Source organism: Klebsiella sp. CTHL.F3a, assembly GCF_019890895.1.
Taxonomy (GTDB): Bacteria; Pseudomonadota; Gammaproteobacteria; order Enterobacterales; family Enterobacteriaceae; genus Klebsiella; species Klebsiella grimontii.
On sequence record NZ_CP082360.1, the window covers coordinates 1,809,360 to 1,833,153 of the forward strand.

Below are 23,794 nucleotides of genomic sequence, written 5' to 3' on the forward strand. Positions count from 1 at the left end.
CAACGATACCGAAAGCCTGGCCTGCGCCGGGTTTTCCACCAGGTAAGGATATCATTATGGACATCATGAGAAGTCTTCTGGGGATGGTGGTGTTGCTGGCCATTGCCTTTGCGCTGTCAGTTAATAAAAAACGCATCAGCATCAGAACGGTAGGGGCAGCGCTGCTGCTGCAAATCGTGATTGGCGGGGTGATGCTCTATTTTCCCCCTGGCAAGTGGCTGGTCGAGCAGGCCGCGCTTGGGGTACACAAAGTCATGTCCTATAGCGACGCCGGAAGTGCGTTCATTTTTGGTTCACTGGTCGGCCCGAAGATGGACGTGCTGTTTGACGGCGCCGGCTTTATCTTCGCCTTTCGCGTTCTGCCCGCCATCATTTTTGTTACCGCGTTGATCAGTCTGCTTTACTACCTCGGCGTGATGGGGCTGCTGATCCGAATCCTCGGCGGGATCTTCCAGAAAGCGCTGAATATCAGCAAGATCGAGTCTTTCGTCGCCGTGACCACCATTTTCCTTGGGCAAAACGAGATCCCGGCGATCGTCAAACCGTTTATCAACAAGCTCAACCGCAATGAGCTGTTTACCGCGATTTGCAGCGGGATGGCGTCGATCGCCGGGTCGATGATGATCGGCTATGCCGGTATGGGCGTGCCGATTGATTATCTGCTGGCCGCTTCGCTAATGGCCATCCCCGGTGGGATTCTGTTTGCCCGTATGCTGAGTCCGGCAACGGAAGCATCCCAGGTTACTTTCGACAATCTCTCTTTCACCGAGACGCCGCCGAAAAGCGTGATCGAGGCAGCGGCGTCAGGGGCGATGACCGGCCTGAAAATTGCCGCCGGGGTGGCCACCGTGGTGATGGCATTTGTGGCGATTATCGCGCTGCTGAACGGTATTATCGGCGGCATTGGCGGCTGGTTTGGCTACGGTCACGCGACGCTGGAGGGGATTTTCGGCTTTCTGCTCGCACCGCTGGCGTGGATCATGGGCGTTGACTGGAGCGATGCGACGCTGGCAGGCAGCCTGATTGGCCAAAAGCTGGCGATCAACGAATTCGTTGCCTATCTCAACTTCTCGCCCTACCTGCAAAGCGGCGGAAACCTGGACGTGAAAACCGTTGCGATTATTTCGTTTGCGCTGTGCGGTTTCGCCAACTTTGGCTCGATCGGCGTGGTTGTCGGGGCGTTTTCGGCTATTTCACCGCAGCGCGCGCCGGAAATTGCCCAGCTTGGACTGCGCGCCCTGGCGGCGGCCACGCTCTCTAACCTGATGAGCGCCACCATCGCCGGGTTCTTTATTGGGCTGGCATAATGTGATGCGCGCGCCGCGTCTGCGGTGCGCTGCTATCCGTTGGGAAGTAAATTGAGCGCGTTATCAACGGACAAAGAGGGGTTGTTGATGCTGTCGCTGGCTCGGGTGATGGCGGTGCAGGCCATGGCGAAAGCGGCGCTCTCTTTAAAGTCGCTGCCGTCGAGGTAGCTATAAAGTAGCCCGGCCATCAGCGCATCGTCGGCGCCGAAGCTGTCAATCGTCGTATGGCCCGGCAAACTCATCCGGAAGCGTTCGCCGCCGGCTTCGCTACAGAAAATCGAATCATCTTCCGAGCAAATCACCACCCGCTGGGTGCCTTTTTCGTGTAGCCATGCTAGCGCCCGATCGCGATCGGCCTCGTTTTCAATGGGCTCGCCCCAGAGAATCTGCAGTTCGCGCAGCGTGGGTTTCAGCGTGTGGATCTTTCCCAGCCACGGGCGAATGCGGTGCGCTTTAAACTCTGACACGGTATCAACAAACACCGGAATAGCGTTGGTCAGAGTAAACACCCACTCCAGCGACTGTTCCGTTAAATTACAATCAACCAGAACGACGCCTGCATGCGTCAGTAGATCCCGATACTGATTCAGCAGCTGCGGCGTGAGCGACTGTAAAATATGCGTATCGTTAATCGCCAGCACCGTCTCTTCCTGCGGATTGGCGATGGAGAGGTAGGTGGCGGTATTGTGACCGTGCAGGCGGATACAGCTTTGCACGTTAACCCCGGCCTGTCGGGTCTGCTCCAGCAGCGTTTCGCCATAAAAATCGCTGCCGACGGCGGAAATCAAATGCACATCGCGGCCCAGCAGCGCTAGGTTATGCGCGATATTTCGCGCCACGCCGCCAGCGGAGCACTGGATATTACCCGGATTTGACACCGGTTGAGGATAATGGATATCGGCAATTCCGCGGATATCCATATTCACCGCGCCCAGCGAGACGCAATACTCCTGCTCGGTAAGGATGTAGCCTTTGCCCTTGATGGCCCCCTTACGCGTGAGGTCCATAATATGCGCGGCTACGCGGGAGCGGCTAATCTGCAGAATATCGGCAATCTCATGCTGCTGAATCAGCGGGTTGCGCCGCAAAATTTTGAGGATCTGCTTTTCCCTGTCGTTCATATCAGACCGTAGCCTCTTCCGTTTGCTGAGCCCGCAGCCAGGCGATCTCTTCCGCCCAGATATCAGGATTGATCGTTTCCAGAATCAGCGGGATACCGTCAAAGCGGCTGTCCTGCATAATCCAGCGGAAAGCATCATGGCCGATATTGCCTTCACCCAGGCTGTGGTGACGGTCAACGCGGCTGGCGAACGCGCTTTTCGCATCGTTCAGATGCATACCGCGCAGATACTGAAAACCGACAATCCGTTCGAAATCAGCAAAGGTTTTTTCACACTCTTCGGCGCTGCGCAGATCGTAGCCGGCGGCGAAGGCATGGCAGGTATCAATGCATACGCCGACGCGTGATTTATCTTCTACGCCGTCGATGATGGCCGCCAGATGCTCAAATTTAAAGCCCAGGTTACTGCCCTGGCCGGCGGTGTTTTCAATCACCGCCGTAACGCCTTCGGTTTTTGCCAACGCGATATTGATCGATTCGGAGATTCGCGCCAGACATTCGTCTTCCGGGATTTGCTGCAGATGGCTACCCGGATGGAAATTCAACAGCGTCAGGCCGAGCTGCTGGCAGCGGGAGAGTTCATCAATAAACGCATCGCGGGATTTTTCCAGCGCATCCTCAACCGGATGGCCGAGGTTTATCAGATAGCTGTCGTGCGGCAGAATTTGCCCCGGACCGAAATGGTGCTTTTCGCAGGCGGCTTTAAATTCAGCAATGGTTTCGTCGCTCAGAGGCGCGGCGCGCCACTGGCGCTGGTTTTTGGTAAAGAGGGCAAATGCGGTCGCGCCGATTTCGGCTGCGCGAATGGCGGCGTTGGCTACACCGCCGGAGGCGCTGACGTGCGCTCCAATATATTTCATAAAAAAACTCCAGATAAGCCGCTGGGGGGAGGGTAATGATAGCGGCTTAGCCGGAGAGTTACATCATCCTTAATACAACCTGAGTCGCGAGGGGCTTCAGGCCATCAGGCCATCAGGCTATGAATGGCCAGGTTAATCGCGCCGCCGCCGACAATCAGCCAGGCGAAGAGCATCAGCGCCATCAGCAGCGGTTTGGCGCCGGCTTTTTTCAGCGCGCTGACGTGGGTGGTCAGGCCGAGGGCGGCCATCGCCATCGCCAGCAGTACGGTATCCAGCGTGACCAGCATATCGACAACCGCTTTCGGCAGCAGGTGGAAGGAGTTAAACACCGCCACCAGAATAAACAGGATCGCAAACCACGGAATGGTGATTTTGCTTTTTTCCCCGCCGTTGGCCGGGGCTAGTTGTTTCACGCGCGCGGCGAGGAACAGCAGGAACGGAGCCAGCATCATCACGCGCAGCATTTTTGCAATCACCGCCGCGTTTTCCGCGTCCGGACCCACCGCGTGGCCCGCAGCGACAACCTGAGCAACCTCATGCATCGTCGACCCCATATAAATGCCGTAGGCTTCCGGCGTAAACCAGTGCGCCAGGAAGGGGTAAATAGCCGGGTACAGGAAAATGGCAATGGTGCCGAAAATGACCACCGTGGCGACGGCAACCGTCACTTTGCTGGCTTCCGCTTTGACGACCGGTTCGGTCGCCAGCACCGCTGCGGCGCCGCAGATGCTGCTGCCGGCGCCAATCAGCCAACTGGTATGTTTATCCAGGCCGAAAACCTTTTGCCCAAGAAAGCAGGCGATAAAAAAGGTGCTGGAAAGTGTCAGCGCGTCAATGACGATACCGCCTATGCCGACGTCGGCAATCTGGGCGAACGTCAGGCGAAAGCCGTATAAAATGATGCCGAGACGCAGCAGGTGCTGCTTGGCAAAGATCACGCCGCCGTCGCAGGGCTGCCAGATTTTCGGGTAAACCGTGTTACCGATGACCATGCCGAATAAGATAGCCAGCGTGAGGGCGCTGAAGCCCGCGCCGGCGATAGCCGGATAACTACCGGCCCACAGCGCTGCGCCGGTGAGAACGGCGGTCAGCGCCAGTCCAGGTGCAAAGTGCCGCAATGGGCGATGTTTAGTCGGTAAAGTGAGTGCTGTCATAACCTTCTCCTTTGTCTGGGAAAAGCATACGACCCGCTGGTTTAAATATAAAATTGATTATATATTTATAATTAATCGAAATAAGTGGTAAATGCGCGATTTCGCGGTTTGAGATCGATGGACCTCAGCCTCACGCCGCGGATCGCGAGTTGTATATAAAGGCAGGAAAAATCATGCATATCACGCTAAGGCAGCTGGAAGTTTTTGCTGAAGTATTAAAAAGCGGTTCGACGACGCAGGCATCGCAAATGCTGGCGCTTTCCCAATCGGCGGTTAGCGCGGCGCTGACCGATCTCGAAGGGCAGCTGGGCGTGCAGCTATTTGACCGCGTAGGGAAAAGGCTGGTGGTCAACGAGCACGGCAGGCTGCTTTATCCGCGGGCGCTGGCGCTGCTGGAGCGGGCGCTGGAGATAGAACAGCTGTTTCGCGGCGACAACGGCGCGATCCGCGTCTACGCCAGCAGCACCATCGGCAACTATATTCTGCCGGAAATCATTGCGCGCTATCGACGCGATCTGCCGGATTTACCGCTGGAGCTGAGCGTAGGCAATAGCCAGGACGTGATCAATGCGGTGGCCGATCTGCGCGTGGATATCGGGCTGATTGAAGGTCCCTGTCACGCCGCGGATATTATTGCCGAACCCTGGCTGGAAGATGAACTGGTTGTCTTTGCCGCGCCGGATTCGCCGCTCCTCGAAGGGGAGGTGACGCTGCAACGGCTGGCGGAAGCGCCGTGGATTTTACGCGAGCATGGCTCCGGGACCCGGGAAATCGTCGACTATTTATTACTCTCGCATTTACCGGCGTTTCATCTGGGGATGGAGCTGGGCAACTCGGAAGCCATCAAGCACGCTGTGCGCCATGGCTTAGGCATTAGCTGCCTGTCGCGACGCGTGGTGGCGGAGCAGCTTGAAGTGGGGTCTTTGGTAGAGCTGACGATTCCGCTGCCGCGTTTAACCCGCACCTTGTGGCGCATTCATCACCGGCAGAAACATATTTCCAAGGCATTACAGCGATTTCTGCATTATTGCGACGTGTAAAAGTGACACAATGCGCGCTGGCGTTTCCGGGATTTCATGCTTTACTAATAATCCATGCTCGATCATGAAGCTCTCTTATAACTTTGCAATTGTATCGGATGGATCACAGACACTCTGCTACAATCTCGCCTCGTTTTTTGGATGGATAGCATTTTCACATGGTTTCGGATACTAAAACCACAGAAGCGCCCGGTTTACGTCGTGAACTGAAGGCGCGCCACTTGACCATGATCGCGATTGGCGGTTCCATAGGTACAGGTCTTTTTGTTGCCTCTGGCGCAACGATTTCTCAGGCGGGCCCTGGCGGGGCGCTGCTCTCTTATATTCTCATCGGCCTGATGGTTTATTTCCTGATGACCAGCCTCGGCGAGCTGGCGGCGTTTATGCCGGTGTCCGGCTCTTTTGCGACCTACGGGCAAAATTACGTTGAGGAAGGCTTTGGTTTTGCCCTGGGCTGGAACTACTGGTACAACTGGGCGGTAACCATCGCCGTTGACCTCGTTGCCGCTCAGCTGGTGATGACCTACTGGTTCCCCGATGCGCCCGGCTGGGTCTGGAGCGCGCTGTTCCTCGGCATCATGTTCCTGCTGAACTGGATCTCAGTAAAAGGCTTTGGTGAAGCGGAATACTGGTTTTCGCTGATCAAAGTCGCCACCGTCATCATCTTTATTATTGTCGGCGTGATGATGATCTTTGGCATCTTCAACGGCGCACAGCCTGCGGGCTGGAGCAACTGGATCGTCGACGATGCGCCGTTTGCCGGCGGCTTTGCGGCGATGATTGGCGTAGCGATGATTGTCGGCTTTTCGTTCCAGGGAACCGAGCTTATCGGCATCGCGGCCGGCGAGTCGGAAAACCCGGAGAAGAATATTCCGCGCGCCGTACGGCAGGTGTTCTGGCGTATCCTGTTGTTCTATGTGTTCGCGATTCTGATTATCAGCCTGATCATTCCGTATACCGATCCGAGCCTGCTGCGTAACGACGTTAAAGATATTTCCGTTAGCCCGTTCACGCTGGTCTTCCAGCACGCGGGGCTGCTGTCGGCAGCGGCGATTATGAACGCGGTTATCCTGACGGCGGTACTGTCGGCGGGTAACTCTGGGATGTACGCGTCCACCCGCATGCTCTACACTCTGGCCTGCGATGGCAAAGCGCCGCGTATTTTCTCTAAGCTGTCCAAAGGCGGCGTGCCGCGTAATGCGCTGTATGCCACCACGGTGATTGCAGGGCTGTGCTTCCTGAGCTCGATGTTCGGTAATCAGACCGTTTACCTGTGGCTGCTGAATACCTCCGGCATGACCGGTTTTATCGCCTGGCTGGGGATTGCTATCAGCCACTATCGCTTCCGTCGCGGCTACGTGCTGCAGGGGAACGATCTCAACGACCTGCCGTATCGTTCAGGCTTCTTCCCACTGGGGCCGATCTTCGCTTTCGTGCTGTGCCTGATCATTACCTTGGGCCAGAACTACGAAGCGTTCCTCAAAGATACCATCGACTGGGGCGGCGTGGCGGCAACCTATATCGGTATTCCGCTGTTCCTGGTGATCTGGTTCGGTTACAAGCTGGCGAAAGGGACGCGTTTTGTACGCTACAGCGAAATGAAGTTCCCGGAGCGCTTTAAAGGCTAAACCGCGCTCGCATAGTCAGATAAAACCCTCTCATGAAGAGGGTTTTTTTATGTCCCCAGCCCTTACAAATTGACACATTTCTCCATAATTTTATTGATAACTGTAATCATTATCTTTATCATTTCCGCCAAATTCAGGATGAAGCCAATCCCCGTATCTTGCAGAGGGTCAGACTGACAAGGGGCGACCAGCCACATCTACTGTAAAAAATTGCGCGCATACGCCGTTAGAGCGCTATGCCGACAGTACCTGTGAGCAGGACCTTTTTGTTTGTTTTGTTGTACACCTCATGGAGATATGGAATGTTCAGGCTAAACCCTTTTGTCCGGGCCGGATTATGCGCGTCCGTCGTATCCCTGGCGTTTCCGGCGCTCGCCGACGTCAATGAAGAAACGCTGGTCGTCACCGCTGCGGCAACTGAACAGAGCGTCAAAGATGCGCCCGCCAGTATTAGCGTTATCACCCAGCAGGATCTGCAGCGTAGACCGGTACAAAACCTGAAGGATGTCCTGCGGGAAGTGCCGGGCGTGCAGCTCACCAACGAAGGGGATAACCGCAAAGGGGTGAGCATTCGCGGCCTCAGCAGCGGCTATACGCTGATCCTCGTTGACGGCAAACGCGTTAACTCGCGCAACGCCGTTTTCCGCCACAACGACTTTGATCTCAACTGGATCCCGGTTGATGCCATCGAACGTATCGAAGTCGTGCGCGGGCCGATGTCCTCACTCTATGGTTCCGACGCCCTCGGCGGCGTGGTGAATATCATCACCAAAAAAGTCGGCCAGCAGTGGACCGGCACCCTCAGCGCGGACACCACTCTTCAGGAACACCGCGATCGCGGCGATACGTACAACGGTCAGTTCTTTACCAGCGGCCCGCTGATTGACGGCGTGCTGGGGATGAAAGCCTACGGCAGCCTGGCGAAGCGCGCCAAGGACGATCAGCAGGCTTCCAGCAACGCAGCGGGCGAAACGCCGCGTATTGAAGGCTTCACCAGCCGCGACGGCAACGTCGAATTCGCCTGGACGCCAACCGATAATCAGGACATGACCGCAGGCTACGGGTTTGATCGCCAGGATCGGGATTCCGACTCTCTTGACCGCAACCGCCTTGAGCGCCAGAACTACTCCCTGAGCCACAACGGCCGCTGGGATGTCGGCAATAGCGAGCTGAAATTCTACGGCGAGAAAGTGGATAATAAAAATCCGGGTCAGGCCGGGACCATCACTTCTGAGAGTAACTCGGTTGACGGCAAATACGTTCTGCCGTTGGGAATGATTAACCAGCTGCTGACCTTCGGCGGCGAATGGCGTCACGATAAGCTGAAAGACCCGGTCAATCTGAGCAGCGGCAGCCAATCCACCTCCGCCAGCCAGTACGCGCTGTTCCTCGAAGATGAATGGCGGATCATCGAACCTCTGGCCTTGACCACCGGCATTCGTATGGACGATCACCAGACCTATGGCGATCACTGGAGCCCGCGCGCTTATCTGGTGTATAACGCCACCGATACCGTGACCGTGAAGGGCGGCTGGGCGACGGCATTTAAAGCGCCATCCCTGCTGCAGCTGAACCCGGACTGGACCACCAACTCCTGCCGCGGCTCGTGCAGCATTATCGGTAACCCGGATCTGAAACCGGAAACCAGCGAAAGCTTCGAGCTGGGCCTGTACTATCGCGGCGAAGAGGGCTGGTTTGACGGCGTGGAAGGAAGCGTCACCACCTTCCAGAATAACGTTGACGATATGATCGATATCCTGCGTACCTCCAGCGCCAGCGAAGCGCCGGGCTACCCGAACTTTGTCGGCTGGAAAACGGTGAACGGTAAACGCGTGCCGATCTTCCGCTACTTCAACGTCAATAAGGCGCGTATCAAAGGGGTAGAAACGGAATTGAAGGTGCCGTTCGGCGACGAATGGAAGCTGACGGTTAACTACACCTATAACGATGGCCGCGACCTGAGCAACGGCGGCGATAAACCGCTGCAAACGCTGCCGTTCCATACCGCTAACGGTACCCTCGACTGGAAACCTCTGGACGACTGGTCCTTCTACGTCACCGCCAACTATACCGGCGAACAGCGTTCGGTCAGCGCGACGGGCAAAACGCCCGGCGGCTACACCATGTTTGATATCGGCGCGGCCTGGAACGTCACCAAAAACGTCAAGCTGCGCTCCGGGGTACTCAACGTTGGCGATAAGGATCTGAGCCGCGACGACTATAGCTATACAGAAGAAGGCCGCCGCTACTTTATGGCCGTCGATTACCGCTTCTAACTGGGCGATAAAAGAGGGCTGGCGGGGAAACCTGCCAGCCCTCGCAAAAGGCGCTCAGGGTGAAGCCAGACGGAAAAGCATCAATGCGCCGGGAAGGAGCTTCACGACGCATTGAGATGATCAGGCGAAGAGGTACCGGGCGTGGAAGCGCAGGTGGTCCTCAATAAATGAGGCGATAAAGTAGTAGCTGTGATCGTAACCGGGCTGAATGCGCAGGGTTAACGGCCAGCTTTTCTGCCGCGCGGTTTCCGCCAGTACTGCCGGCTGCAGCTGCTCGGCAAGAAATGCATCGCTGTCACCCTGATCAATCAGGGTTGGAATCGCATCTGACTCGCTGCTGGCCTGCATTAACGCGCAGCTGTCCCAGGCCTGCCAGGCCGCTTCATCCGCTCCCAGATAGGCGGTAAAGGCTTTTTTGCCCCAGGGAACCTGGGTCGGGTTAACGATAGGCGCGAACGCGGAAACGCTGACGAAGCGGCCCGGATTCTTCAGCGCCATCACCAGCGCGCCGTGGCCGCCCATGGAGTGTCCGCTGATGGCGCAGCGATCGCTGAGAGTGAACTCGCGGGCAATCAGCTGCGGCAGCTCGTCGCGAAGGTAATCGTACATGCGGAAATGCGCTGACCACGGCGCCTGGGTGGCATTGAGGTAAAAGCCCGCGCCTTTACCCAGATCGTAAGCGCTATCGTCGGCAACATTATCACCGCGCGGGCTGGTGTCCGGCATCACCAGCGCAATGCCCAGTTCGGCGGCGACGCGCTGAGCGCCCGCTTTGGTAGTGAAGTTTTCATCATTGCAGGTCAGGCCGGAGAGCCAGTAGAGAACCGGCGGCGGCGCGTCCGCTTTGGCGGGCGGTAAAAAGATGCTGAAGGTCATTGCGCAGTTCAGCGTTGCGGAGTCGTGCCGCCAGCGTTGCTGCCGACCTTCAAAACAGCGGTGCTCTTCGAGCAGTTCCATGCAGGGCTCCTTAAGTGTCTCAGGCGTAATTTTCCATAATACAGATATTTCATGGTCTCGTGAGTAACTTTCACTTCCTCCTTTTCGGAACGTATTGCATCATTAATGCAACTTTTAACCAACATGCTGACCTTGCCGTAGCGGCAGGAGTCGCGCTATGGGGCGGCGATTGGGTTGGTTGCGGCAAGGTGAGCAGGGCGTTGCGTGACGCATCGTAGTGCGCTGGTCTGGCGGCGTGGAACGAGAGGTGACGCCAATTTCAACAATTATCGATGCGGCTACTGGATTCTGTGCGTCACCTCACGCACAATGAATACAAACTTTGCCCTCAGAAGAGCAAAGAGCGCCACACCTGCAGGAGAACAAAAATGTCATCACTGAGTAAAGAAGCCATACTCGTTCATGAAGCGCTGGTCGCTCGTGGGCTGGAGACGCCGCTGCGTCCACCAGTACAAGAAATTGATAATGAAACTCGCAAGCGTCTGATCGCCGGACACATGACCGAGATTATGCAGCTGTTAAACCTTGATCTAAGTGATGACAGCCTGATGGAGACTCCGCATCGCATCGCCAAAATGTACGTCGATGAAATTTTCTCCGGCCTGGACTACGCCCGGTTCCCTAAAATCACCGTCATCGAAAATAAGATGCAGGTTGATGAAATGGTGACCGTACGCGATATCACCCTGACCAGCACCTGCGAACACCATTTTGTCACGATCGACGGCAAAGCGACGGTGGCCTATATCCCGAAAGATTCGGTAATTGGCCTGTCGAAAATTAACCGCATCGTGCAGTTCTTCTCCCAGCGCCCGCAGGTGCAGGAGCGACTGACGCAGCAGATCCTCACCGCGCTGCAAACGCTATTGGGAACCAGCAACGTCGCGGTTTCCATCGATGCGGTGCACTACTGTGTGAAAGCGCGCGGCATTCGCGATGCGACCAGCGCCACCACCACCACGTCGTTGGGCGGCCTGTTTAAATCCAGCCAGAATACCCGCCAGGAGTTCCTGCGCGCCGTACGTCACCACAACTAAAACGGAGCAGGGTACATGGAGAGAAATGTCACGCTGGACTTTGTCCGCGGCGTCGCCATCCTCGGTATCCTGCTACTGAATATCAGCGCCTTCGGTTTACCGAAGGCCGCTTACCTCAACCCGGCGTGGTCCGGGAGCATCTCCGATAGCGACGCCTGGACCTGGGCGATTCTCGATCTGCTGGCGCAGGTCAAATTCCTGACCCTGTTCGCCCTGCTGTTTGGCGCCGGGCTTCAGCTTTTACTGCCGCGCGGCAAGCGTTGGATCCAGTCGCGCCTGACGCTGCTGGCGCTGTTGGGCTTTATACACGGTCTGTTTTTCTGGGACGGCGATATTCTGCTGGCTTATGCGCTGGTAGGGCTGGTGGGATGGCGAATGGTGCGCGACGCCCACGATGTCAAATCGCTGTTTAATACCGGCGTGGTGCTGTACGTCATTGGCGTGGCGGTCCTGCTACTGCTGGGATTGATTTCCGGCAATACGCCCAATCGTTCGTGGGTGCCGGACGCGGCCAATTTGCAGTACGAGCAGTACTGGAAGCTAAAAGGCGGCTTTGAGGCGGTGAGCAATCGCGCGGATATGCTGTCGGATAATCTGCTGGCGCTGGGCGCGCAGTACGGTTGGCAGCTGGCCGGTATGATGCTGATGGGCGCCGCGCTAATGCGCAGCGGCTGGCTCAAAGGGCAGTTCAGCCTTCACCATTACCGGCGTACCGGCGGGCTGCTGATTATCGCCGGAATGGCGGTCAATTTGCCCTCTATCGTCGCCCAGTGGCATCTGGGCTGGGATTATCGTTGGTGCGCATTTTTGCTACAGGCGCCGCGCGAGCTGAGCGCGCCGCTGCAAACCATCGGCTACGCGGCGCTGGCCTGGGGCTTCTGGCCGCAGCTGTGTAAGTTTCGTCTGGTGGGGGCGATTGCCTGCGTCGGGCGCATGGCGCTGACCAACTATCTGCTGCAGACCCTCATTTGCACCACCCTATTTTACCGCTTCGGCCTGTTTATGAAGTATGACCGCTTACAGCTGTTAGCCTTCGTGCCGCCCGTATGGGCGGTGAATCTTCTCTTCTCGTGGTTTTGGCTACGTCATTTCCGCCAGGGGCCCGTTGAGTGGCTATGGCGCCAATTCACCCTGCGTGCGTCGGGGACATCATTAAAAGATACATCCAGATAACGATCTGGATCACAATCATTAACAAAATGGATGTAACCGTTTCCATCCCTGTGACCTCACTCACGTAGCGTACGGCACGTCGCTGCCAGAATAGCCTCCTTGCTGAACACAGGAGGTGAGTGTGACGTACTGCAATGCTCTACAGGTTGGTGAGTATGATCACCATTCGTGATGTCGCCCGCCAGGCGGGGGTTTCCGTCGCGACGGTTTCGCGCGTGCTGAATAACAGCGCGCTGGTGAGCCCGGATACGCGAGAAGCGGTAATGAAGGCGGTAACGCTATTGGGCTATCGGCCGAACGCCAACGCGCAGGCGCTGGCGACGCAGGTCAGCGATACCATCGGCGTGGTCGTGATGGACGTGTCGGACGCCTTTTTTGGCGCGCTGGTCAAAGCGGTTGATACCGTCGCCCAGCAGCATCAGAAATATGTGCTTATCGGCAATAGCTATCATGAAGCGGAAAAAGAGCGTAACGCCATTGAGGTGCTGATTCGCCAGCGCTGTTCAGCGCTGATCGTCCATTCCAAGGCGCTGAGCGACGCGGAGCTGGGGGATTTTATGGAGCATATGCCGGGAATGGTGCTGATTAACCGCATCGTGCCGGGGTACGCCCACCGCTGCGTTGGGCTGGATAACGTCAGCGGCGCGCTGATGGCGACCCGCATGCTGCTCAATCATGGTCACCAGCGCATCGGCTACCTCTCTTCCAATCACGGCATCGAAGATGATGAATTACGGCGGGAAGGATGGTTCAGGGCGTTACATGAACACGGCATTGTCGCTCCCGAAAGCTGGGTGGGATCCGGATCTCCGGATATGCAGGGCGGCGAGGCGGCGATGGTCGAACTGCTGGGGCGCAACCTCGGTCTGACCGCGGTCTTCGCCTATAACGACAGCATGGCGGCCGGCGCGCTCACGACGCTTAAAGATAACGGCATTGCCGTACCGCAGCATCTCTCGCTGATCGGTTTTGATGATATCCCCATTTCCCGTTACACCGACCCGCAGCTGACGACGGTGCGCTACCCGATTATGTCGATGGCGAAACTGGCGACCGAGCTGGCGCTACAGGGCGCGGCGGGGAAGCTGGATCGTGAAGCCAGCCACTGCTTTATGCCGACGCTGGTGCGCCGGCATTCGGTGGCGCAGAGGCAAATTGTGGGGCCGATCACTAACTAATTATCTGCCTGATGTAACCGCTTTCAATATGTGAGTGATTTCACAGTTTGTTAACATTAAGCTGACTATGATTGCTGCGTTTACAAGTCTGAACATACTATGTCACGGTGATTAATCACTTTTACAGCAGTAATCGGCGTTAAACGATGAATAAAGCCGTTTTTCAGGAGCGGTACCCTACACGGAAGACAGAATTACAGTCGTGAATGTCGCTGTGCAGTAACATTAATGTAACGCTCGCCAGCCATTTTCACACCAAAGACCCTGCATAATAAAACCGGAGATTCCATGAATAAGAAGGTGTTAACCCTGTCTGCTGTAATGGCCAGCATGTTATTCGGCGCCGCGGCGCACGCAGCAGATACGCGTATCGGCGTGACGATCTATAAATACGACGACAACTTTATGTCGGTGGTGCGTAAGGCAATTGAGAAAGACGGCAAATCGGCGCCGGATGTTCAGCTGCTCATGAATGACTCGCAAAACGATCAGTCCAAGCAGAACGATCAGATTGACGTCCTGCTGGCAAAAGGCGTGAAGGCGCTGGCGATTAACCTGGTTGACCCGGCGGCGGCGGGGACGGTCATCGATAAAGCCCGTAGCCAGAACGTGCCGGTAGTATTCTTTAACAAAGAGCCATCCCGTAAGGCGCTGGATAGCTACGATAAAGCGTACTACGTCGGTACCGATTCAAAAGAGTCCGGCGTGATTCAGGGTGACCTGATTGCCAAGCACTGGAAAGCGAACCCGAACTGGGATCTGAATAAAGATGGCCAGATTCAGTTTGTCCTGCTGAAAGGCGAGCCGGGCCATCCAGATGCGGAAGCGCGTACTACCTACGTGATTAAAGAGCTGAACGACAAGGGCTTCAAAACCCAGCAGCTGGCGTTAGACACCGCCATGTGGGACACCGCTCAGGCGAAAGATAAGATGGATGCCTGGCTGTCTGGCCCGAACGCCAACAAAATTGAAGTCGTTATCGCTAACAACGATGCGATGGCGATGGGCGCGGTAGAAGCGCTGAAGGCCCACAATAAGAGCAGCATCCCGGTATTCGGCGTCGATGCGCTGCCGGAAGCGTTAGCGTTGGTTAAATCCGGCGCTATGGCGGGTACCGTACTGAACGATGCCAACAACCAGGCGAAAGCCACCTTCGATCTGGCGAAAAATCTCGCCGATGGCAAAGAACCGGCTGCCGGCACTAACTGGAAAATTGAAAATAAGATTGTCCGCGTACCGTACGTGGGCGTTGATAAAGACAATCTGAGTGAATTTATCGGTAAGTAATAGCTTAATAAGCTGCGGGCGTGCGCGCTGTACGCCCGATTATTCCTGATACAGAACCCGTCCCTGTTCGTCGTTAATTCGTCGGCTGGGGTATGCACGCACGCAGCCAGGTATAACTATGGTCAGCAATAATAGCGAACGGTCAGGCGAATATTTGTTGGAAATGACCAACATCAACAAATCGTTTCCTGGCGTCAAGGCTCTCGATAATGTGAACCTCAAGGTTCGTCCCCACTCTATTCACGCCTTAATGGGGGAGAACGGCGCGGGCAAATCAACATTATTAAAATGCCTATTTGGGATCTACCAAAAAGATTCCGGCAGTATTCTTTTTCAGGGGCAAGAGATCGATTTCCATTCGGCTAAAGAAGCCCTGGAAAACGGTATTTCAATGGTTCATCAGGAATTAAACCTGGTCTTACAACGTTCGGTGATGGACAACATGTGGTTGGGACGTTATCCCACCAAAGGCGTGTTTGTCGATCAGGACAAAATGTATCGTGATACCAAAGCGATTTTCGATGAGCTGGATATTGATATCGACCCGCGCGCTCGCGTCGGTACGCTATCGGTATCGCAAATGCAGATGATTGAAATTGCGAAGGCATTTTCCTATAACGCCAAAATTGTCATTATGGATGAGCCGACCTCTTCGTTAACCGAAAAAGAGGTCAACCATCTGTTTAAAATTATCCGTAAGCTAAAAGAGCGCGGCTGCGGTATAGTCTATATTTCCCACAAAATGGAAGAGATCTTCCAGCTGTGCGATGAAATTACCATCCTGCGCGACGGCCAGTGGATCGCCACTCAGCCGTTGGAAGGGCTTGATATGGATAAGATTATCGCGATGATGGTCGGTCGCTCCCTCAATCAGCGCTTTCCGAACAAAGAAAATAAGCCGGGTGAGGTGATTCTCGAGGTGCGCAATTTAACCTCATTGCGCCAGCCGTCGATTCGCGATGTCTCTTTCGATCTGCACAAAGGTGAAATCCTGGGTATTGCCGGACTGGTTGGCGCGAAACGTACCGATATCGTCGAGACGTTATTTGGTATTCGCGAGAAGGCCGGTGGGACGATCAGGTTGCACGGTAAGAAGATTAATAATCATAGCGCCAATGAAGCCATCAACCACGGCTTTGCCCTGGTGACCGAAGAGCGACGCTCGACGGGAATTTATGCCTACCTGGATATCGGTTTTAACTCGCTGATCTCCAATATTAAGAAATACAAGAATAAGGTCGGATTGCTGGATAATTCACGCATGAAAAGCGATACCCAATGGGTGATTGATTCGATGCGCGTGAAAACCCCAGGGCAGCACACGCAAATTGGTTCGTTGTCCGGTGGTAACCAACAAAAAGTGATTATCGGTCGTTGGCTATTAACCCAGCCGGAAATTTTGATGCTCGATGAACCCACGCGTGGGATTGACGTTGGGGCGAAGTTCGAAATTTATCAGCTGATCGCCGAGCTGGCAAAAAAAGACAAAGGGATCATTATTATTTCCTCCGAGATGCCGGAGCTGCTGGGTATTACTGACCGTATTCTGGTAATGAGCAATGGTCTTGTTGCCGGAATTGTTGAGACTAAAACCACCACGCAAAACGAAATTCTCCGTCTTGCGTCGTTGCACCTTTAAGATCAGGGGCTCCTCATGAGTGCGTTAAATAAAAAGAGTTTTCTCACCTATTTGAAAGAAGGTGGGATTTACGTGGTTCTTTTAGTATTGCTGGCTATTATTATTTTCCAGGATCCGACATTCTTAAGTTTGCTGAACTTAAGTAATATTCTGACCCAGTCTTCGGTGCGTATTATTATCGCGCTCGGCGTGGCCGGACTTATTGTCACTCAGGGTACCGACCTTTCAGCCGGACGTCAGGTCGGTCTCGCGGCGGTTATCGCCGCCACGATGCTGCAGGCGGTGGACAATGCCAATAAGGTGTTCCCGGAGATGGCTACGATGCCGATCCCGCTGGTTATCCTACTGGTGTGCGCGATCGGCGCGGTCATTGGTCTTATCAACGGTATTATTATCGCTTACCTGAACGTGACGCCGTTTATCACCACTCTTGGCACGATGATCATCGTTTACGGTATCAACTCCCTGTATTACGACTTTGTTGGCGCGTCGCCGATTTCCGGCTTCGATAGTCACTTCTCGCAGTTTGCCCAAGGGTTCGTGGCGCTGGGCTCATTCCGCCTGTCGTATATTACCTTCTATGCGCTGATTGCGGTGTTCTTCGTATGGATCCTGTGGAACAAAACCCGCTTTGGTAAAAACATTTTTGCTATCGGCGGTAACCCGGAAGCGGCGAAGGTTTCCGGCGTCAACGTCGCTCTGAACCTGCTGATGATTTATGCGCTCTCCGGCGTGTTCTACGCCTTCGGCGGCCTGCTGGAAGCCGGACGCATCGGTTCGGCGACCAATAACCTTGGCTTTATGTATGAACTGGATGCCATTGCCGCCTGCGTGGTCGGCGGCGTATCGTTCAGCGGCGGGGTCGGCACCGTGTTCGGCGTGGTGACTGGGGTGATTATCTTCACCGTCATCAACTACGGTCTGACCTATATCGGCGTGAACCCGTACTGGCAGTACATTATCAAAGGTGCGATTATCATCTTCGCCGTGGCGCTGGATTCGCTGAAGTATGCGCGGAAGAAGTAAGTTCTTCTGTTGATAAAAGCTGCCTTCGGGCAGCTTTTTTATTTTGCGCAGGTCTGGCTCACGAAAATCGATATTGCTGAATAAATAGCTATTAGTCTTTTCATATCACGAATGAATTAATGAGTTTGTCAAGATGTAAACATATATTTATATATCTTTCCGCCAACTACGGATATTATGCTCATTTGCTTTTTGATGATGGAAAGGAACCATACAATGTTAAAGAAAATGATTGCCGCGATAGGCTTCGCAAGCCTCTTTTTATTGAGCGGCTGCGCAAAAGAATCATCCCGCTCTCTTGAAGTCGCTAAGGTGACGACCTGGAATACGCCTTACCACGGCGCTCGCAGCCCAATTTCAGTGGGTAAGTTTGATAACCGCTCCAGCTATATGAACGGCGTATTTTCTGATGGCGTCGATCGTTTGGGTAATCAGTCAAAAACAATTCTCATAACACATTTGCAACAAACCGGGCGATTCAATGTTCTCGATCGGAGTAATATGGCCGAGTTGCAGAATGAAGCCAGTATAAAAGGAACCAGCCAGACGCTGAAGGGCGCTGATTACGTGGTGACGGGCGACGTGACCGAATTTGGGCGCAAGGAAGTCGGGGACCATCAGTTATTTGGCATCCTGGGAAGAGGGAAGAGCCAAATTGCCTATGCCAAAGTGAATCTGAATATCGTAAATGTCCAGACATCCGAAGTCGTTTTTTCATCGCAGGGTGCCGGGGAGTTTGAGCTTTCTAACCGCGAAGTGATCGGATTCGGCGGTACCGCCAGCTATGACTCCACGCTAAACGGAAAAGTGTTGGATCTCGCTATCCGCGAAGCCGTAAATAATCTGGTTGCAGGTATCGAAAGCGGTGCGTGGACACCGGCTAAATAATCGTTCTGATTTCGACATTTCCCGTGTGCGCACGGTGAAATGTCGCGTTAAATCATAATATGGATGTTAAAAATGAATATTATTCGTTCTGTTTTCATTCTGCTCGCCGTGGCGGTGATAAGCGGTTGTGCGACAAGCCCCAAACCTCTCTATAGCTGGAATGAATATCAGCCTGTGGTTTATGAGTATTACGCGCTGGATATGGGGCCACAAGAGCAAATCGAAGCATTAAAAAAAGATATTGAAAAAGCGCGGGCGCAGGCCCTTCCTGTTCCTCCGGGACTGCATGCGCATCTGGGGATGTTATATATCGATACCGGTCATCCGGAATTGGCAAAAACAGAATTTGAACAGGAGAAACGGCTGTTTCCTGAATCCAGCCAGTTTATGGATTTTCTGTTGAAGAAAATGCAGGGAGGCAAAGCATGAAAAAGTTATATGTATTATGCGCAGGTTTATTAGTGACCCTGTTGTTGAGCGGTTGCGCACCGAAAAAATCCTATGACTACACGGCATTCAGGCAGAGTAAACCGAAGAGTATTCTGGTCCTGCTGCCGAAAAACGAATCACCGGACGTTAAAGCGGGCTATGGGGTACTTTCGCAGGTCACGCTGCCGCTTGCCGAGGCGGGATATTATGTTTTCCCTGTTGCCGTCGTTGAGAACACCTTTAAACAAAATGGCGTCGTGAATGGTGAAGAAATGCACGGTGTCAGCCATCAAAAGCTAAGAGAAATTTTTGGCGCCGACGCTGTGCTCTATCTTAAGGTCACGGAATATGGGACATCGTATCAGGTTATCAATAGCGATACGCGTGTCGCCGTTTCCGGTGAACTGGTGGATATTCGTAACGGGAAACTATTATGGAAAGGCAGCGCGGTAGCTTCCAGCAGCGAAGGTGACAGCAGCGGCGGTTCGCTTTTAGGCATGCTTATCCAGGCTGCCGTTGACCAGATAGTCAACACCATGACCGACAGAAGCTATAAGGTTGCGGGTATTGCCGATGCGCGCCTGCTTACGCCTGCCGCGCCGGCGGGTATGTTGTACGGCCCTCGCTCTCCTAAATACGGTAAAGATTTGCAATAGCGTCCTCAATAGATGGCCGATGCGCGCCTTTGCATCGGCCATTTATTGCTTATCAGGAAGCCGTCTTTGCCAGATAACGAGGCTACTTCTCTTTTTTCTGCAGCTCCAGCAGCTGCTGGGGCGTGACCGCAGGATAGGACTGCGCGCCGTCGGGAACTTCCTGCTGCGCGGGGATGGGGATCAGCGGGCCTAAAAAGCGCGGCTCGCGTTTAAAAATATAGAGATCCGCCAGCGCGCCGAAGCGGGCGCCGAACTCGCGCAGGCGAACGCTCCACATATCTTTTGGCGACGGTACCGCGTAGCACTGCGCCTGAATCCCCATATGCAGGGCAATAAACAGCGCCCGCTCGCAATGGAAGCGTTGGGTAATGATAATAAAGTCGTTCGTATCGAAGACTTTACGGGTGCGAACAATCGAATCGAGGGTACGAAAACCCGCATAGTCCAGCACGATATCCGCCGGATCGACGCCGGCTTTGATCAAATCGCGGCGCATGGTCATCGGCTCGTTATAGCTTTGCAGCGCGTTATCGCCGCTGAGCAGCAGATAGTTCACTTTGCCGCTGTTGTAGGCGTTCAGCGCGCCCTGAATCCGGTAACGATAATATTGGTTGATAACCCCGGTACGGTAGTACTTGGCGGTACCGAGCACGACGCCGACCTGGCGGTAGGGCAGGTCCTGTAGCTCATCGTAAATATAGGGAGAGGTTTTCCAGCTCATCCAGCGGTCGAGACCCAGCACGGTTAACAGCAGCAAGCCGAACAGGACTAACAGGCTGTATAACACACGCTTTAACATGAACCTGGCTCAATAGTGGATGAGGGAAGCTTCAGGCTACTTTACCCGTCGGGCAAGCGCAAGAAACCGTCGTTTAATTGCGGGGATTTTCAACAGTGCGGGCCGTTTGGCCCGCAGAATGTGACTAACCTAACAGTACGCGATCGATATTATGGCAGCCCAGCGCCTTTAGCGTCGCTGCGGTGGAGTCCCACTGAATTAGCGCCGCATCGGCCTTCTCGGCCAGAATCGCGCGCTGGATATCCGGGTAATCGTATCCATTGAGGCTCAGTAGATTTAGCGCGCCCTGTAGCGGAGGCAGCGTCGGGTTAAAAGCGGCGTTCTCGGCATAGCTGCCGGTGAAAAGGGTACCGTCTTTCAGCTCCAGCGCAACGCCGGATGGCGAATTGCTGTAAGGCATGTGGCAACGGTTGGCCGCCTGAATCGCCGCCTGAGCCAGCGCGTCGCCACTGAGCGGGAAGCCGTGGTCCTGCTCATCCATCAGCAGTATTTTAATGTCCAGATCTTTCGGGCCGAAAGCGTCCGGCAAATAGTGCTGCAGCGAATGCGCCTCGCGACCGGGGAGGTGGATGCGCAGCGCCAGGCCGCTGTTCAGCTCGTTCATAAACTGTCGGCAGTGGCCGCAGGGAGTGTAGTTAACGGTAATCGCCCGCAGGGATTTTTCGCCGCGCAGCCAGGCATGGCTGATGGCGCTTTGTTCGGCGTGCACGGTTTGCTGCATGGTGGCGCCGAGAAATTCCATATTTCCGCCGAAGTACCAGGTACCGCTGATGCCGCGGGCAATCGCGCCGACGTTAAAATGCGACAGATCGGCCCTCGCGCAGGCCGCCGCCAGCGGCAGCAAAGCAAAGGCCAGCGCGTCTTCATCCAGCCCCGTTGCGCTTTGCAGCGCCGCAACCTGGTCTGCATTCAGCAGGGCCGGGAAATGCCGATCGGCCAGCATCGGGGCGATGGCCGCTTGCAGGTCCGCCGCCAGTTGGGGAAGAACAGCTTGAAAACGTGGGTGCATGGCGTTGCCTCATAACAATGTAATGGAAATCTAGTGTACGGGGGGTGACAGCCTGTATATGTGATAAACATCTCATTGTCATTGCAACTAATTCGTGTTGCATTTAAAAATGTGATTCAAATCACAATTATCCAACAACAGCTAAAATAAGCGGAAATAAGAACGGCGCGACCAGCGAGGTAATGATCCCGCAAAGCACCAGCGCCAGCGAGCTGAATGCCCCTTCCTGATAGTCGAGTTCAGCGCAACGGGCGGTCCCCAGGGCGTGGGATGCGGTGCCCATCGACAGCCCGCGCGAGGCTTTGGTGCGAATGCGCATCACATTCAGCAGGGTGTGGCCAAAGACCGCGCCGAGAATGCCGACGAAAATCACGCACACCGCGCTGATCGCCGGGATCCCGCCAATGCTGCTGCTCACCGCCATGGCAATCGGCGTCGTCACCGATTTCGGCAAAATAGAGGCGGCAATCTGCGGGGTTGCGCCCATCATCAGGGCAACGGTAGTGCCGGTGACCATCGCCACCACGCTGCCGATAAAGCAGATGGTGATGATTGACTTCCAGCGGGCGCGGATTTGGTGCAGCTGCTCATACAAAGGAAAGGCCAACGCCACCACCGCCGGCTGCAGCAGGTCATTAAGAATTTTGCTGCCGAGGAAATAGCGCTCGTAGGAGATGCCGGTAATCAGCAGAAAAGGTATCAGCACCACCATCGCCACCAGCAGCGGGTTGAGCAGCGGAAATTTAAACCGCGCCGCCAGCCTGCGGGCAAGGAAAAAGACGGCCAGGGTTAGCGGCAGCGACCACCAGATTTCATGGATCATTCTTCACTTCCTTTTTGTCCAACCACTTTGCGCTCACCGTGAACCAGGTGTGAACTCCAGCTGACGACTAAAAAGACGACCAACGTGCTTATCGCGCAGGAAACCACCACCGGGCCAAACTGCGCGCGCAGTAAATCCCAGTACTGCATGACGCCGACGCCGATAGGCACAAATAGCAGCGCCATATAGCGAATCAGAATGTTGCAGCCGGGGTTGACCCACTGTGGCGGCATGATCTGCAGCGCCAGCAGAAAAAACAGAATCAGCATGCCAATAATGCTGCCGGGAATAGCGATCGGCAGTAGCGAAGAGAGAAAAATGCCCGCATACAGGCAGGCGTAGATGAGCACGAAAGCGCGCAGATACTGCCAGACAATAATCAGTGATTTACTCATGGTAATAACCCTTGATGAACCGCATTCATCATACAATTAAAGCCAGAAATGTGCTACCGATCACATCATGAATTCTACGCATACCTGCAATAGAGACGGGGAACAGCAAAACGGACGGCTATCAGAGTGTAGATTGCAGCGACAGGCAGTGCAGAAACCGGCTCAGCGCCAACGACGGTGTTTCACTTTTTCGCCAGAACACCCCAACGCTACCTTTTTGTTCAATGCGCGGCAAATTAAGAATCGCCAGCTGGTGCTGGGCCGCGTAGCGCTGCGCCAGGCGCAAGGAGAGAATTGAGACCATATCGCTACTCTGCAGCAGGTTGCTGGTCACGTTCATCGAGGCCGATTCGATAGTATTCTCCGGCAGCATCACGCCGTTATCCACCAGCGCGTTGTCGATGCTCAGGCGAATTGGCGTGCCGGTGGGCCAGACAATCCAGCGCCAGGAGGAGAGGTCGGCCCAGCTTAATTGCGGTTTCTGGGCCAGCGGGTGATCGGGGCGGGCGACAAAGCAGACCGGTTCGGTGTAGAGCACCCGGTAGCTCAGCGGCAGTTCCAGCGCCCGCCCGCCAACGCGTCCGACAACGACATCAACCACGCCGGCGAGCAGATCGTTAAGCAGCGGCGTCATAACCTTTTCTTCGATATTCAGGTGCAGAGTCGGCATCTCTTTGAGCAGTTCAAGAATTGCCTGTGAGACGCAGTCGGTCGCCACCGGCGAACAGCCAATCATCAGGCTGCCCACCTGTCCGCCCTGTTTAAAACGCTCGATTTCATACTGCGAACGCGACATATCGTTAATCAGCCGCTGGGCGTGCTGAAGCAGCAGCTTTCCGCCTTCGGTCGGGCGCAGGCCTTTGCTATGGCGTTCGAACAAAGTCATGCCGACTTCCTCTTCAAACTGGCCGAGCCATTTGGAGAGCGCGGGCTGAGTAATGTTAATCATTTTCGCCACCTGCGTGAGATTGCCTTGCTCCCCCAGCGCCACCAGCATCTGTAAATGATGCAGCTTGAGTTTCTGCGTCCAGTTCACCATTAGGTATAACCTCCAGGTTATGTCTATGCCCGAAATACCATTGTACATTTCATTGCCATGCTTACAAAATCGCA

At 54.8% G+C, this 23,794-nt stretch carries 22 protein-coding genes; 13 read left to right on the forward strand and 9 right to left on the reverse strand.

Features of this window, described 5'->3' with window-relative positions; genetic code table 11:
* The first annotated feature begins 56 nt into the window (after nt 1–56).
* Entirely contained in the window at nt 57–1,307 is a 1,251-nt protein-coding gene (locus K7H21_RS08645) for a NupC/NupG family nucleoside CNT transporter (RefSeq protein ID WP_004122892.1), read from the forward strand.
* Between the two features lie 32 nt (nt 1,308–1,339).
* Here the strand turns inward: K7H21_RS08645 and K7H21_RS08650 are convergent, their stop codons facing one another.
* The 3 genes from K7H21_RS08650 to K7H21_RS08660 all read right to left on the reverse strand — a co-directional run bounded on the left by K7H21_RS08650 (nt 1,340) and on the right by K7H21_RS08660 (nt 4,441).
* Nucleotides 1,340–2,428: a sugar kinase gene (locus K7H21_RS08650; protein ID WP_004122891.1), complete on the reverse strand. Its 1,089-nt coding sequence runs from the start codon at nt 2,426–2,428 to the stop codon at nt 1,340–1,342.
* A 1-nt stretch (nt 2,429) separates the two neighbouring features.
* On the reverse strand, nt 2,430–3,287 hold the full coding sequence (nfo, locus tag K7H21_RS08655) for a deoxyribonuclease IV (RefSeq protein ID WP_223035708.1): 858 nt from the start codon (nt 3,285–3,287) through the stop codon (nt 2,430–2,432).
* A gap of 104 nt (nt 3,288–3,391) precedes the next feature.
* Nucleotides 3,392–4,441 (reverse strand): YeiH family protein, encoded by a 1,050-nt coding sequence (locus K7H21_RS08660; RefSeq protein WP_004122887.1) that lies wholly within the window; start codon nt 4,439–4,441, stop codon nt 3,392–3,394.
* A gap of 173 nt (nt 4,442–4,614) precedes the next feature.
* Here K7H21_RS08660 and yieE point away from each other — a divergent pair, with 173 nt between their 5' ends.
* The 3 genes from yieE to cirA all read left to right on the forward strand — a co-directional run bounded on the left by yieE (nt 4,615) and on the right by cirA (nt 9,385).
* Nucleotides 4,615–5,481: a DNA-binding transcriptional regulator YeiE gene (gene yieE / locus K7H21_RS08665; protein WP_004122885.1), complete on the forward strand. Its 867-nt coding sequence runs from the start codon at nt 4,615–4,617 to the stop codon at nt 5,479–5,481.
* A 158-nt stretch (nt 5,482–5,639) separates the two neighbouring features.
* Nucleotides 5,640–7,109, forward strand: a complete 1,470-nt coding sequence (locus tag K7H21_RS08670; RefSeq protein WP_154902449.1) for an amino acid permease — start codon at nt 5,640–5,642, stop codon at nt 7,107–7,109.
* A 302-nt stretch (nt 7,110–7,411) separates the two neighbouring features.
* Entirely contained in the window at nt 7,412–9,385 is a 1,974-nt protein-coding gene (cirA, locus tag K7H21_RS08675) for a catecholate siderophore receptor CirA (protein WP_004122881.1), read from the forward strand.
* A 120-nt stretch (nt 9,386–9,505) separates the two neighbouring features.
* Here cirA and fghA read toward each other — a convergent pair whose 3' ends face one another.
* The gene (gene fghA / locus K7H21_RS08680) at nt 9,506–10,342 is read right to left on the reverse strand and encodes an S-formylglutathione hydrolase (RefSeq protein ID WP_004122866.1); all 837 of its coding nucleotides are present in this window, start codon (nt 10,340–10,342) and stop codon (nt 9,506–9,508) included.
* A gap of 368 nt (nt 10,343–10,710) precedes the next feature.
* Between fghA and folE the strand changes: the two genes are divergently transcribed.
* The 9 genes from folE (at nt 10,711) to K7H21_RS08725 (ending at nt 19,655) form a co-directional block, all read left to right on the forward strand.
* The gene (gene folE, locus K7H21_RS08685) at nt 10,711–11,379 is read left to right on the forward strand and encodes a GTP cyclohydrolase I FolE (RefSeq protein ID WP_004103895.1); all 669 of its coding nucleotides are present in this window, start codon (nt 10,711–10,713) and stop codon (nt 11,377–11,379) included.
* Nucleotides 11,380–11,394: 15 nt separating this feature from the next.
* Nucleotides 11,395–12,552, forward strand: coding sequence for a DUF418 domain-containing protein YeiB (yeiB, locus tag K7H21_RS08690; protein WP_004122865.1), 1,158 nt, complete (start codon nt 11,395–11,397; stop codon nt 12,550–12,552).
* A 155-nt stretch (nt 12,553–12,707) separates the two neighbouring features.
* Nucleotides 12,708–13,730: an HTH-type transcriptional regulator GalS gene (gene galS / locus K7H21_RS08695; protein WP_004122864.1), complete on the forward strand. Its 1,023-nt coding sequence runs from the start codon at nt 12,708–12,710 to the stop codon at nt 13,728–13,730.
* A 288-nt stretch (nt 13,731–14,018) separates the two neighbouring features.
* Entirely contained in the window at nt 14,019–15,017 is a 999-nt protein-coding gene (mglB, locus tag K7H21_RS08700) for a galactose/glucose ABC transporter substrate-binding protein MglB (RefSeq protein WP_004122863.1), read from the forward strand.
* Between the two features lie 118 nt (nt 15,018–15,135).
* Entirely contained in the window at nt 15,136–16,656 is a 1,521-nt protein-coding gene (gene mglA, locus K7H21_RS08705; RefSeq protein WP_004122862.1) for a galactose/methyl galactoside ABC transporter ATP-binding protein MglA, read from the forward strand.
* A 15-nt stretch (nt 16,657–16,671) separates the two neighbouring features.
* Nucleotides 16,672–17,682, forward strand: coding sequence for a galactose/methyl galactoside ABC transporter permease MglC (mglC, locus tag K7H21_RS08710; RefSeq protein WP_004122861.1), 1,011 nt, complete (start codon nt 16,672–16,674; stop codon nt 17,680–17,682).
* Nucleotides 17,683–17,898: 216 nt separating this feature from the next.
* Nucleotides 17,899–18,570: a CsgG/HfaB family protein gene (locus tag K7H21_RS08715; RefSeq protein WP_087829132.1), complete on the forward strand. Its 672-nt coding sequence runs from the start codon at nt 17,899–17,901 to the stop codon at nt 18,568–18,570.
* Between the two features lie 72 nt (nt 18,571–18,642).
* Nucleotides 18,643–18,999: a DUF4810 domain-containing protein gene (locus K7H21_RS08720; protein WP_004122858.1), complete on the forward strand. Its 357-nt coding sequence runs from the start codon at nt 18,643–18,645 to the stop codon at nt 18,997–18,999.
* The gene (locus tag K7H21_RS08725; protein ID WP_049113998.1) at nt 18,996–19,655 is read left to right on the forward strand and encodes a DUF799 domain-containing protein; all 660 of its coding nucleotides are present in this window, start codon (nt 18,996–18,998) and stop codon (nt 19,653–19,655) included. Before K7H21_RS08720 ends, K7H21_RS08725 begins: the two co-directional genes overlap by 4 nt.
* An 82-nt stretch (nt 19,656–19,737) precedes the next feature.
* On the opposite strand, the gene sanA is transcribed toward K7H21_RS08725, so the two are convergent.
* The 5 genes from sanA to K7H21_RS08750 all read right to left on the reverse strand — a co-directional run bounded on the left by sanA (nt 19,738) and on the right by K7H21_RS08750 (nt 23,720).
* Complete coding sequence (gene sanA / locus K7H21_RS08730) at nt 19,738–20,454, reverse strand: outer membrane permeability protein SanA (RefSeq protein ID WP_004122854.1); 717 nt, start codon at nt 20,452–20,454, stop codon at nt 19,738–19,740.
* A 124-nt stretch (nt 20,455–20,578) separates the two neighbouring features.
* The gene (cdd, locus tag K7H21_RS08735) at nt 20,579–21,463 is read right to left on the reverse strand and encodes a cytidine deaminase (protein WP_223035709.1); all 885 of its coding nucleotides are present in this window, start codon (nt 21,461–21,463) and stop codon (nt 20,579–20,581) included.
* A 127-nt stretch (nt 21,464–21,590) separates the two neighbouring features.
* Nucleotides 21,591–22,286, reverse strand: a complete 696-nt coding sequence (locus K7H21_RS08740; RefSeq protein WP_004122851.1) for a CidB/LrgB family autolysis modulator — start codon at nt 22,284–22,286, stop codon at nt 21,591–21,593.
* Nucleotides 22,283–22,681: a CidA/LrgA family protein gene (locus tag K7H21_RS08745; protein ID WP_004122849.1), complete on the reverse strand. Its 399-nt coding sequence runs from the start codon at nt 22,679–22,681 to the stop codon at nt 22,283–22,285. The genes K7H21_RS08740 and K7H21_RS08745 overlap by 4 nt, the downstream gene beginning before the upstream one ends.
* 121 nt (nt 22,682–22,802) lie before the next feature.
* Entirely contained in the window at nt 22,803–23,720 is a 918-nt protein-coding gene (locus tag K7H21_RS08750; RefSeq protein WP_223035710.1) for a LysR substrate-binding domain-containing protein, read from the reverse strand.
* Nucleotides 23,721–23,794: the final 74 nt, after the last annotated feature.

What these genes read in the sequence shown, in the direction of transcription:
- K7H21_RS08645 (WP_004122892.1), top strand. Translation starts at nt 57, where the DNA reads ATGGACATCATGAGAAGTCTTCTGGGGATGGTGGTGTTGCTGGCCATT.
- K7H21_RS08650 (WP_004122891.1), bottom strand. Translation starts at nt 2,428, where the DNA reads ATGAACGACAGGGAAAAGCAGATCCTCAAAATTTTGCGGCGCAACCCG.
- nfo (WP_223035708.1), bottom strand. Translation starts at nt 3,287, where the DNA reads ATGAAATATATTGGAGCGCACGTCAGCGCCTCCGGCGGTGTAGCCAAC.
- K7H21_RS08660 (WP_004122887.1), bottom strand. Translation starts at nt 4,441, where the DNA reads ATGACAGCACTCACTTTACCGACTAAACATCGCCCATTGCGGCACTTT.
- yieE (WP_004122885.1), top strand. Translation starts at nt 4,615, where the DNA reads ATGCATATCACGCTAAGGCAGCTGGAAGTTTTTGCTGAAGTATTAAAA.
- K7H21_RS08670 (WP_154902449.1), top strand. Translation starts at nt 5,640, where the DNA reads ATGGTTTCGGATACTAAAACCACAGAAGCGCCCGGTTTACGTCGTGAA.
- cirA (WP_004122881.1), top strand. Translation starts at nt 7,412, where the DNA reads ATGTTCAGGCTAAACCCTTTTGTCCGGGCCGGATTATGCGCGTCCGTC.
- fghA (WP_004122866.1), bottom strand. Translation starts at nt 10,342, where the DNA reads ATGGAACTGCTCGAAGAGCACCGCTGTTTTGAAGGTCGGCAGCAACGC.
- folE (WP_004103895.1), top strand. Translation starts at nt 10,711, where the DNA reads ATGTCATCACTGAGTAAAGAAGCCATACTCGTTCATGAAGCGCTGGTC.
- yeiB (WP_004122865.1), top strand. Translation starts at nt 11,395, where the DNA reads ATGGAGAGAAATGTCACGCTGGACTTTGTCCGCGGCGTCGCCATCCTC.
- galS (WP_004122864.1), top strand. Translation starts at nt 12,708, where the DNA reads ATGATCACCATTCGTGATGTCGCCCGCCAGGCGGGGGTTTCCGTCGCG.
- mglB (WP_004122863.1), top strand. Translation starts at nt 14,019, where the DNA reads ATGAATAAGAAGGTGTTAACCCTGTCTGCTGTAATGGCCAGCATGTTA.
- mglA (WP_004122862.1), top strand. Translation starts at nt 15,136, where the DNA reads ATGGTCAGCAATAATAGCGAACGGTCAGGCGAATATTTGTTGGAAATG.
- mglC (WP_004122861.1), top strand. Translation starts at nt 16,672, where the DNA reads ATGAGTGCGTTAAATAAAAAGAGTTTTCTCACCTATTTGAAAGAAGGT.
- K7H21_RS08715 (WP_087829132.1), top strand. Translation starts at nt 17,899, where the DNA reads ATGTTAAAGAAAATGATTGCCGCGATAGGCTTCGCAAGCCTCTTTTTA.
- K7H21_RS08720 (WP_004122858.1), top strand. Translation starts at nt 18,643, where the DNA reads ATGAATATTATTCGTTCTGTTTTCATTCTGCTCGCCGTGGCGGTGATA.
- K7H21_RS08725 (WP_049113998.1), top strand. Translation starts at nt 18,996, where the DNA reads ATGAAAAAGTTATATGTATTATGCGCAGGTTTATTAGTGACCCTGTTG.
- sanA (WP_004122854.1), bottom strand. Translation starts at nt 20,454, where the DNA reads ATGTTAAAGCGTGTGTTATACAGCCTGTTAGTCCTGTTCGGCTTGCTG.
- cdd (WP_223035709.1), bottom strand. Translation starts at nt 21,463, where the DNA reads ATGCACCCACGTTTTCAAGCTGTTCTTCCCCAACTGGCGGCGGACCTG.
- K7H21_RS08740 (WP_004122851.1), bottom strand. Translation starts at nt 22,286, where the DNA reads ATGATCCATGAAATCTGGTGGTCGCTGCCGCTAACCCTGGCCGTCTTT.
- K7H21_RS08745 (WP_004122849.1), bottom strand. Translation starts at nt 22,681, where the DNA reads ATGAGTAAATCACTGATTATTGTCTGGCAGTATCTGCGCGCTTTCGTG.
- K7H21_RS08750 (WP_223035710.1), bottom strand. Translation starts at nt 23,720, where the DNA reads ATGGTGAACTGGACGCAGAAACTCAAGCTGCATCATTTACAGATGCTG.